The 11,498-nt window shown below is 39.7% G+C and carries 9 protein-coding genes; all 9 read left to right on the forward strand.

The window, feature by feature from the left end; translation table 11 throughout:
* Window positions 1-167: 167 nt before the first annotated feature.
* Window positions 168-1,382, forward strand: a complete 1,215-nt coding sequence (locus tag IA57_RS07265) for an ATP-binding protein (RefSeq protein WP_036121230.1) — start codon at window positions 168-170, stop codon at window positions 1,380-1,382.
* Between the two features lie 6 nt (window positions 1,383-1,388).
* Entirely contained in the window at window positions 1,389-3,248 is a 1,860-nt protein-coding gene (locus IA57_RS07270) for a heparinase II/III domain-containing protein (RefSeq protein ID WP_084176733.1), read from the forward strand.
* Between the two features lie 3 nt (window positions 3,249-3,251).
* The gene (locus tag IA57_RS07275) at window positions 3,252-4,496 is read left to right on the forward strand and encodes a glycosyltransferase family 4 protein (protein WP_036121234.1); all 1,245 of its coding nucleotides are present in this window, start codon (window positions 3,252-3,254) and stop codon (window positions 4,494-4,496) included.
* A 522-nt stretch (window positions 4,497-5,018) separates the two neighbouring features.
* Window positions 5,019-5,624, forward strand: a complete 606-nt coding sequence (locus IA57_RS07280; protein WP_036121238.1) for a sugar transferase — start codon at window positions 5,019-5,021, stop codon at window positions 5,622-5,624.
* 17 nt (window positions 5,625-5,641) lie between these two features.
* Window positions 5,642-6,238, forward strand: coding sequence for an acetyltransferase (locus IA57_RS07285; RefSeq protein WP_036121241.1), 597 nt, complete (start codon window positions 5,642-5,644; stop codon window positions 6,236-6,238).
* Between the two features lie 370 nt (window positions 6,239-6,608).
* On the forward strand, window positions 6,609-7,778 hold the full coding sequence (locus tag IA57_RS07290) for an ATP-binding protein (protein ID WP_036121244.1): 1,170 nt from the start codon (window positions 6,609-6,611) through the stop codon (window positions 7,776-7,778).
* Between the two features lie 1,502 nt (window positions 7,779-9,280).
* Window positions 9,281-9,529: a DUF6364 family protein gene (locus IA57_RS07295; RefSeq protein WP_036121247.1), complete on the forward strand. Its 249-nt coding sequence runs from the start codon at window positions 9,281-9,283 to the stop codon at window positions 9,527-9,529.
* Window positions 9,526-9,948: a type II toxin-antitoxin system VapC family toxin gene (locus IA57_RS07300; RefSeq protein WP_036121250.1), complete on the forward strand. Its 423-nt coding sequence runs from the start codon at window positions 9,526-9,528 to the stop codon at window positions 9,946-9,948. The genes IA57_RS07295 and IA57_RS07300 overlap by 4 nt, the downstream gene beginning before the upstream one ends.
* A 683-nt stretch (window positions 9,949-10,631) precedes the next feature.
* On the forward strand, window positions 10,632-11,498 hold an 867-nt coding region (locus tag IA57_RS07305; RefSeq protein ID WP_036121252.1), incomplete at its 3' end, for an ATP-binding protein.

Raw genomic sequence — 11,498 nt, forward strand, 5'->3', positions numbered from 1 at the left:
AAGCATTCATGGAGACAGTTGGTTCAACGGGTTTCAAAATGCTTTTACAAGCCTAAACAAACAATCTGGTTGGGAGAGAGATATGCTTTTGCTGTATTAAAATTTTAGGGGTGTAACCCTAAAAACTACATTATAATGTTTATTTTTGTGGTTATAACCCTAAAAAAATGATTTCACGTCCAAGCTACATCAAGGCCCTGACACCTTTTATTGGTAAACCGCAAATAAAGATTCTTACCGGTATTAGGCGTTCTGGTAAATCTACGGTCTTGCACTTGCTTAAAGAAGAACTCTTGCAACGCGGGGTTCAGCACGAGCAGATTGTTTCCATCAATTTTGAAAGTTTTGTGCATTCCGAACTTTTAAAAGCTACAGCGTTATACAAATACGTGAAAAATAAAATAAAAACGCCCCAAAAATACTATTTGCTTTTAGACGAAATACAGGAAGTAGAACATTGGGAAAAAGCCGTTAACTCGTTCTTGGTCGATTTTAATGCGGACATCTACCTTACTGGCTCCAATTCGCATTTATTGTCTTCCGAATTGGCCACGTATCTGGCAGGGCGTTATGTAGAAATTCCTGTGTATACCCTGTCGTATAAAGAATTTTTAGATTTCAGACAAGCCTATTTTTCTGAAGCACAGAACGCAGGAAATGGCTTTGTACACTACCTGCGAAAAGGGGGCTTTCCGGTAATTCATACCGCAGATTACCCCGAAGCATCGGCCTATAAAGTGGTTTACGACATCTACTCTTCCGTTATATTAAGAGATACGGTACAGCGATATAAAATTAGAGATATAGAGCTGTTAGAACGGGTAATTAAATACGCCTTAAACAATATAGGCAATACCTTTTCGGGTAAAAACGTTGCCGATTACTTTAAGAGCCAACAACGCAAAATAGACATCAATACCGTTTACAACTACCTAAATGCATTGGTAGGGGCTTTTATCTTGTATCGGGTGCCACGTTATGACGTTAAAGGAAAGGAAATCCTGAAAACCCAAGAGAAATTTTACGTGAGCGATATTTCCATCATTTATGCCACTATGGGAAACCGCGACAGGATGATTGGAGGGATTTTGGAAAACATCGTGTTTTTAGAATTGAAAAGAAGAGGCTACGCCGTTTTTGTTGGGAAATTAGAACATAATGAAATTGATTTTGTGGCTGAAAAAAACGGCAGTAAAATTTATGTGCAAGTGGCTTATAAATTGGAGAATGAACAAACGGTAAAAAGAGAATTCGGGAATTTATTGGCCATTGACGACCAATTCCCTAAATATGTCGTAACTATGGATGAATTCTGGAAAGACGCGATAGAAGGAATAACACATCTATACATTACAGAATTCTTGATGAGTGATAATATATAAGTATCCATGCTAAAAAAACTCGCCCTCATACTCTCCATACTTCCCAAACTCGGCTACCGCAATGTAGCTTACATGCTGTGGTACCGCATAAGCATGAAACTGGGCTGGCGACAACGTAAATTTCCGTTGGGAACGCCCATAATAGGGCCGTTTTTTAAAGCGACTATGCCCGTAGCAGATTATCCCGAAAACTGGAAAGCGAAAACCTTAGAAAAAGCGGACAACATTTTAGAGGGGAAGTTAACCTGGTTTCATTACCACAACGTTCAAGGGAGCAATCCGCCCAACTGGTTTCAAAATCCGTTTGACGGCTCGGTACTCAATAGGCCTAATAAACACTGGACAGCCCTTAGTGACTTTGATTTAAACACTGGTGATGTTAAAATCCTGTGGGAGCCGTCACGCTTCGATTGGTTAACCGATTTAGCACGTGGGTATCGCATCACGGGAGAAGAAAAATACTTGCAAACCATTAACCAATGGTTGCAAGATTGGTCGCAACACAACCCCAAAAACCAAGGCCCCAACTGGAAATGCGGACAAGAAACAGCCATACGGGTGATGAAACTCATTACAACAGCCCAGATTTTAAACCAGGAGACCACGGCAGAGGCGAGTGTACAGCGTATGATTTATGAGCATCTGGCACGTATTGAAGGGAACATCAACTACGCCATGGCCCAAGATAATAATCATGGCACATCAGAAGCAGCAGCATTATATATAGGTGTGGCGTTTTTAATTCGGCAAAACCATCTGGCTGTACCAGCCAATACCTTACATAAATGGAAACGAAAAGGACGACGTTATCTAGAAAATAGGGTGTTAAAACTCATAACAGCAAAGGGTACTTTTTCGCAACGCTCGGTAACCTACCATAGGGTCGTGGTAGACACCTTAAGCTGGACACTTATTGGGATGGAGCGGTATAACGAGCCAAGTTTTGCCAAGCCAATTCTTGAACGGTTAGAGGCTTTAGGAACACTGCAGTACAACATGATAGCTTCTTTAAAAGGGGAAGTGCCTAATCTGGGGAGTAATGATGGAGCCATGTTTTTAACATGCCACAACAGCGATTATCGTGACTTTAGACCCTCGACCCAGTTGTTTTTTGGGGCACTTAAAAGCCAGCGGGTGTTTGAAAGCGGAGCACATGATGAACCACTGTTTTGGATGTATGGGAAAGCATTTAAAACATTCCCGAAAAAGGAAATCGCTATTCCGGTATTAACGTCTTTCGATAACGAATTGGTGGTTTTAAACGATGGGCCAATAAAGGCAGTTTTAAAACTCCCCAATGCTAGGTATCGTTTTGCTACCTGCGATGCATTTCATCTGGATCTCTGGTATAAGGGAGAAAACCTGTTATGCGATAGCGGAAGCTACTCTTACAATGCAGGCGAGGAAACCGAAAAGTTTAAATCGGTAAGGGCACACAATACCATACAATTTGGCCAGCACGAACAAATGCCTAAGATTAGTCGGTTTTTATACGGCAAATGGCTAAACGTGCAAAAGATAGCAGGGCCTGAGTATAAACAGAACAAGTGGAGCTGGAAAGGCGATTACACCGACCATCAAAACAATAGGCATACCAGATTGTTGCAATGGGACCCAAAACAACAGCAATTAACCATAACCGATACTTTAGAGTCGCCAAAATCCGAAAAGAAAACGCTGTACTGGCACTTTGGCCAGCCAGAGAATAACAGCATGGTACTAACCGTTACAGATGGTGAAGGAAAGCTTATACAACCAAAAGCAACGAACACATCACAAAGCCTGTACTACATGCAAAAATCACCTAAAACCACTCATGCCTATACAACACTAGGCAATCAATTTATAACCACAATGCAATTTTAGTTTATGAACATTTTACTTATACATCAATATTTTCTAGAAAAAGGCGATGGCGGGGGCTCCCGGTTTAACGAAATGACCAGAACTTGGGCTAAACAAGGACATGAAATAACGGTGCTTGCAGGTATGGTACATTATGCTACAGGAGAAAAACAAGAACGTTATAAAGGGAAGTTTATATACAAAGACACCAATTTTTATGAGAAGGTTGATGTAGTGCGTTGCCATGTGTCTGAGAGTTATAATGTGAGTTTCTTGGGAAGACTTTGGGCGTACTTCTCTTTTGTGTTTTCTAGTATTTATGCAGGTTTATTTATTACTAGAAAAAAATATGATGTGATTTTGGTTACTTCGCCTCCGTTATTTGTCGGAATCACGGCCTATGTATTGTCATTATTTAAACGAATCCCCTTTGTTTTTGAAATTAGGGATTTATGGCCAGAATCTGCTATTGATACAGGCGTTTTAAAAAACAAACAAATTATAAGTTTTGCATTTTGGTTTGAGAAGTTTATATACAAAAAAGCGAAACTAATTAATGTATTAACACCGGCGTTTAGAGATAAGTTAGTTCAAGATAAAAACGTGCCTGAGGAAAAAGTAATCTTTATTCCAAATGCAGCCGATTTTAGCCTAGCGGAAAAAATACAAGAAAATTTTGATGCAAAAGAGTTTAAAAGAGCACTGGGTCTAGAAGATAAGTTTGTCATTACCTATGTAGGGGCACACGGGGTTGCTAATCATCTTATTCAATTGGTAGATGCTGCAGAAAACTTGAAAGATACGAATGTAGTGTTTCAATTAATAGGTGCGGGGATGAGAAAAGAAGCCCTTCAAGTAGAGGTTGCAAAAAGAGCGTTGGAGAATGTAATTTTTAGAGACCCCGTATCCAAACAAGACGTATTTAAATATATCTTGGCATCAGATATGGGGGCATCGGTATTAAAAAAAGTAGATACGTTTAAAACCATCTACTCCAACAAAACATTCGACTATATGTCTTGCAAGAAACCAATTTTATTGGCAATAGACGGTGTTTCTAGAGATTTAGTAAATGATGCAGAGTGTGGTATCTATGTTGAACCCGAAAATATTCAAGAAATAGCCAACGGAATAAGAAAAGTGTTGCTGTTATCAGAAGTTGAATTAAAAGAAATGGGCGCATCTGGTTATAACTATGCAAAAAAGTATTTTGATAGAGATAATTTAGCAAAAGAGTACGTTAGAGAGATAAAACAAGTATTAAAGTAATGTGTGAGCACCCCCTGTCGGGAAAAGCCCTCTCAAATAAATAAAACAAAACAAAAATCTCCCTTTAGGGCTGGGGCGCAGACCCTTTCAAATAAATAAAACAAAACAAGATTCTCCCTTTAGGGTCGGGGCAAAGACCCTCTAAAAAAAGCCCCATGTCATTCAGGATGAAACGTAATACAGTAAAAAATCCCTCTGTCATTCAGAGCGCAGCGAAGAATCTCTAAGGTAAAACACTGTCTTAAGCATAAAGGCCAGCGAAGCGAATAATCTCCTAACAACGAGATGCTTCAGTCGGCAAAAAAAGCCTCCTTCTGCATGACAACGGTCTGTTAAACCACCCTGTTATCATGCAACACAACAAGATTCCCCCTTTAGGGCCGGGGCAAAGAATCTCAAAAAAAAATCCCTACCAACCAAAAACCAAAAACTACCCACTAAAAACCCCCCACTAAAAACCATCCCAAAAAGCCCTAAAGATTTTTCACACACAAGGTTTAAATACCTTACTTTTGCGGTACGATGTACAAAACCTACTTGAAAAGAATAAGCGATCTTACCCTAGCCCTTTTAGGCCTTGTGATGTTATCGCCGGTTTTTCTAATAGTAACCTTGGGGCTATGTGTGGCCAACAACGGCAAACCCTTTTTCTTTCAAAAGCGTCCCGGAAAAAACGAGCGAATCTTTAAAATCGTCAAGTTCAAAACCATGACCGATAAAAAAGACGCCAACGGACACCTATTACCCGACGCCCAGCGGTTAACCCCTCTAGGCGCATTGGTGCGCAAAACCAGTCTGGACGAAATCCCACAATTGCTTAACGTATTAAAAGGCGATATGGCCCTTATAGGACCGCGGCCGTTATTACCCGAATATTTGCCGCTGTACAACGAAGAACAAAAAAAGCGCCACCACGTACGCCCGGGCATAACAGGCTGGGCACAAGTAAACGGACGCAATGCCATTAGCTGGCAACAAAAATTTGCATACGATGTGTGGTATGTAGACAACCTCTCTTTGGCATTGGATGTAAAAATCTTATTTTTAACCATTAAAAAAGTGTTTGTCCGTGAAGGCATCACCCAAGCAGGACAAGCCACAACAGAAGCGTTTAAAGGGAATCATTAAAACAAAAAAAGAAACAAATGTATTTATTTGGTGCAAGTGGTCATGGTAAGGTAATTGCTGAAATTGCAGAGGCCTGTCAAGTAAAAATAGATGGGTTTATTGATGCCGATACGAGCAAACTAAAGTTATTGGATTATGAGGTTATTCATCAGCTACCAAGAGATGCTGTTGAGGTGATTATTACCATTGGCGATAACGCAACCAGAAAGCAAGTGGCAATACAAAACAAATTTTCAACTTACAGCAAGTTAATTCACCCAAGTGCCGTGGTTTCCAAACGCGTTAAGATTAAGGCAGGCACGGTAGTTATGGCTGGTGCGGTCATTAATTCAGATACGCAAATAGGGGCACATTGCATTATAAATACCAATGCATCTGTAGACCACGACTGTATTATAGAAGATTTTGTGCACATTTCCCCGAATGTGGCTTTGGCAGGAGGTGTTACAATTGGAGAGGGGACACATGTGGGAATAGGTGCTTCCATCATACCAGGTGTTACTGTTGGAAAATGGTGTACTATAGGAGCAGGCGCCGTTGTTATAGAAGATATCCCCGATGGAGCAACTGCCGTAGGCATTCCTGCCAAACCTATAAAGTTTGCCAACCGCTAAAAAGCAGTTTTGCCCCGCAAAGCACCCTTCAAAAAAGCCCTCTGTCATTCAGGGAGAAATGTAATGCAGCAAAAAGAGACACAATAAAATAGAAAAACAAAACAAGATTCTCCCTTTAGGGCCGGGGCAAAGACCCTCTAAAAAAAATCCCCAATCCCCAATCCCCAATCCCCAATCCCCAATCCCCAATCCCAATCCCTAATCCCTAATCCCCAATCCCCAATCCCTAATCCCCAATTCCTAATAACTACCAACTAATAACTACCAACTAAAAACTAAAAACCACCCCCGCACCATAACAGTGCAAAATAAACAAAAAAACGCACCGTCACAGTGCAAATTGTTGTATGTTTGTACAAACAGTATAAAAATGCACGCTTTATTTGAATATGCCAATAAGTTAATCTCAGATACAGAAACGGGATTTATACGGTATGCGTATCACCAGATAAATTGGAAGAACAGGCTTATTGGATTAATTGGTCCAAGAGGTGTTGGCAAGACAACTTTGGTTTTGCAGTATATAAAAAACAATCTGGACATTCGGCAAACCCTGTATGTGACAGTCGAAGATTTCTATTTTGCCAAAAACCGTTTAACAGATTTAGCAGATACCTTTGTAAAGTCGGGAGGAACATATTTGTTTATAGACGAGATACACAAATACCCCGATTGGTCAAAAGAGCTAAAACTAATTTACGATTACCATAAAGATTTAAACGTGGTTTTTACAGGTTCTTCGGTACTCGACATCAAGAAAGGCAGTTCCGATTTAAGCCGTAGGGCACTAGTGTATACCATGCAAGGGCTATCTTTTCGGGAATATCTAGCGCTCTTTCATCAGATAAAAGTGCCAAAATTTAGTTTGGAAGACATCCTGAATCTAAAGGTAGACGTGCCTCAAATACCGCACCCTTTACCCTTGTTTTCAGATTATCTCAAGAAAGGATATTATCCCTTTTCTTTAGAAGATGATTTCGATTTGAGGTTACAGCAAGTCGTTAATCAAACTTTGGAAACCGACATTCCTGTTTATGCAGAGATGAATGTAGCAACAGGTAGAAAATTAAAACAACTATTGGCTATTGTAGCCGAAAGCGCCCCTTTTAAACCCAATATGAGTAAAATTGCCGACATGTTAAACATTAGCCGAAACAACATTGCAGATTACCTTTTGTATATGGAAGAAGCAGGAATGGTGGCGCAATTGAGAGCTGAAACGGGAGGAGTTCGAGGACTGGGAAAGGTAAATAAAGTGTATTTAGATAATACGAATTTGGTTTATAATTTAGCCAAAGAAAACCAGAATAAAGGAAATGTTAGAGAGACCTTCTTTCTAAATCAATTACGGGTGAGTCATCAGCTTACCACGTCAAATGTAGCCGATTTTAAAATTAATACGATAGATTTTGAAGTCGGAGGAAAAAATAAAGGATTAAAACAAATCAAAACAGCAGCAAACGGTTTTGTAGTTAAAGACGATATAGAAAAAGGGTATCTTAATACAATCCCGTTATGGCATTTTGGGTTGATGTATTAAGTGTAATAACCAGCGTTTCGCATAACAACGGTTTTGTTAAACCACCCTGTTATCATGCAACACAACAAAACTTCCCTAAAAAGCCTCTAATCCCCAATCCCTAATCCCTAAGAACTCCCCACTATCCACTAAAGCACCACCAAAGGGTCACGTCTTCCGTCTTGGCTCATGACTCTTGGTTCCTGATTCAAGAGACACAATAAAATAGAAAAAAACCAAAACAAGATTCCCCCTTTAGGGTCGGGGCAAAGAAATCCTCCCTTTAGGGCCGGGCAAAGACCCTCTAAAAAAAGCCCTATGTCATTCAGAGCTGCCACGCTGAGCTGTCACACTGAGCGAGTCGAAGTGTTGTCGAAGTGTCAGCGAAGAATCTCAAAAAACACTAATCCCCAATCCCTATCCCTACCAACTAAAAACTAAAAACCACCCACTAAACTCCACCCCATGTCATCAGGATTTATTTAATAACCTGTATAGTTATTTTAGGACGGGTTTATCAGTATGACTCTAGTATGGCTTCGGTATGGATAAAGTATGGAAGAAGCATATGGGCATAACAGGCAATTATAGCCTAAAACGGAAAAAACAGCACATAACGGCAAAATAAGCACTTCGCTGCTAGTCCGTAGATACCCCGTAGATAGTCCGTACAAAGGTCTAATAAAAAAGCCCTTTGTCATCCAGAACTGTCACACTGAGTTGTCACACTGAGTATATCGAAGCGCAATCGAAGTGCCACCGAAGTGTTGATTCAGGATCCATTAGAACAGAAATAGCATAATAAGCAAAAAAGCATAAAACGAAAAAACAGCAAAAAGAGACACAATAAAATAGAAAAAACAAAACAAAATCCCCCTTTAGGGCCGGGGCAAAGACCCTCCCAAATAAAAAAAGCAAAAACAAATTCCCCCTTTAGGGCCGGGGCAAAGACCTCCCTTTAGGACCAGGGCGCAGACTCTCTAAAAAATCCCTTTGTCATTCAGAATGGAGCGCCAGCGAAATGAAGAATCTCTAAAAAAATCCCTAATCCCTACCAACAACTCACGCTTCACGCCTCACGTCTCCCGTCTTGGCTAATGACTCTTGGTTTCTGATTCAAGAGACACAATAAAATAAAAAAACAAAACAAAATCCCCCTTTAGGGCTGGGGCAAAGACCTCCCAAATAAAAAAAGCAAAAACAAAATCCTCCCTTTAGGGCTGGGGCAAAGACCTCCCTTTAGGACCAGGGCAAAGACCCTCTAAAAAAACCAATCCCTAATCCCTACCAACTACTCACGTCTCACGTTTCACGTCTCACATTTCACGATTACACTACCCACTAAAAACTAAAAACCACCCACTAAATACTACCCCGTGTCATTAAACATAAACGCCAGCGAAATGAAGAATCTCTTATTTTAATCCTTTGTTGGGTGTAATTAAAGCGCACATTAAAAAGCATTGACAGAACAAATTATACGGATTATTTTATTATATTTGTACGTATAAAATAATTCTGTTATGGATGCTAAATTAACACTAAAGCTTAATCAGCATATAATTGAAAAAGCAAAAAAGTATGCTTCTAACAAAAAAATGAGTTTGTCTCGCATTGTAGAAGCTTATTTGCAATCTTTGACATCTGAAAATGACACCTCTGAATTCGAAATTTCACCATTCGTAAAAAGTATCTCCACTGGAACTGAAATGCCAGCTGATTTGGATTATAAAAAAGAATACTCTGATTATTTAATTGAGAAATATAAATGAGCAAAAGGGTTTTTATAGATACAAATGTCATGTTGGACTTTTTAGGAGAGCGTAAACCATTTTACGAACCGATGGCAAAAATTGCAACCTTAGCTGAAAAAGAGAAATTAGCAATGGTAGTTTCGCCTATCTCGTTTGCTACAGTAAACTATTTTTTAGCAAAATTTGAGAATGGTAAAATAGCAAGGGAAAAACTAAGAAAATTTAAGATAATCTGTGAAGTATGCGCTCTCGATGAACAAACGATTGAAAAAGGACTCAATTCTTCTATTAAGGATTTTGAAGATGCTTTACAGTATTTCAGTGCAACAGAATCTGAGTGTGAAATCATAATAACAAGAAATGGAAAGGACTTTAAAAAATCATGGTTACCTGTTATGACGGCAGATGAATTTTTAAAATCTTTGAATATAAAATAACGACACCCAACAACGCTACAGGCCATTGCTACGTCGTTTTTTGCCCAATATTCCGGGATATTTGTTAGCTTTCGTCCACAACAGAAAAACCGACACCTTTTTTCCATAACAAACCATCCACTAAAACCATCTCTGTCATTCAGAATTGTCACACTGAGCTGCCACACTGAGCGAGTCGAAGTGTTGTCGAAGTGTAATCGAAGTGTTAGCGCAGCGTAGCGAAGAATCTCAAAAAACACTAAACCCCAATCCCCAATCCCCAATCCCTAATCCCCAATCCCCAATCCCTAATAACTACTCACGCCTCACGTCTACGTCTTGGCTCATGACTCTTGGTTCCTGATTCAAGAGACACAATAAAATAGAAAAAAACAAAACAAAAATCCCTCTTTAGGGCCGGGGCAAAGAAATCCTCCCTTTAGGGCCGGGGAGCAGACCCTCTAAAAAAATCCCCAATCCCAAATCCCCAATCCCCAATCCCCAATCCCCAATCCCCAATCCCCAATCCCTACCAACTACCCACATCTCACTACTCACACCTAAAGCCTACAGCTCAAACCCATCTCACAATTACACTACCCACTAAAAACTAACAACTAAAACGCACCATAACAGTGCAAAATAAACAAAAAAACGCACTATCACAGTGCAAATTGTTGTATGTTTGTACAAACAGTATAAAAATGCACGCTTTATTTGAATATGCCAATAAGTTAATCTCAGATACAGAAATGGGATTTATACGCTATGCGTATCACCAGATAAATTGGAAGAACAGGCTTATTGGATTAATTGGTCCAAGAGGTGTTGGTAAGACAACTTTGGTTTTGCAGTATATAAAAAACAATCTGGACATTCGGCAAACCCTGTATGTGACAGTCGAAGATTTCTATTTTGCCAAAAACCGTTTAACAGATTTAGCAGATACCTTTGTAAAGTCGGGAGGAACATATTTGTTTATAGACGAGATACACAAATACCCCGATTGGTCAAAAGAGCTGAAACTAATTTACGATTACCATAAAGATTTAAACGTGGTTTTTACAGGTTCTTCGGTACTCGACATCAAGAAAGGCAGTTCCGATTTAAGCCGTAGGGCACTAGTGTATACCATGCAAGGGCTATCTTTTCGGGAATATCTAGCGCTCTTTCATCAGATAAAAGTGCCAAAATTTAGTTTGGAAGATATCCTGAATCTAAAGGTAGACGTGCCTCAAATACCGCACCCTTTACCCTTGTTTTCAGATTATCTCAAGAAAGGATATTATCCCTTTTCTTTAGAAGATGATTTCGATTTGAGGTTACAGCAAGTCGTTAATCAAACTTTGGAAACCGACATTCCTGTTTATGCAGAGATGAATGTAGCAACAGGTAGAAAATTAAAACAACTATTGGCTATTGTAGCCGAAAGCGCCCCTTTTAAACCCAATATGAGTAAAATTGCCGACATGTTAAACATTAGCCGAAACAACATTGCAGATTACCTTTTGTATATGGAAGAAGCAGGAATGGTGGCGCAATTGAGAGCTGAAACGGGAGGAGTTCGAGGA

Source organism: Mangrovimonas yunxiaonensis (assembly GCF_000733475.1).
Classification (GTDB): Bacteria; Bacteroidota; Bacteroidia; order Flavobacteriales; family Flavobacteriaceae; genus Mangrovimonas; species Mangrovimonas yunxiaonensis.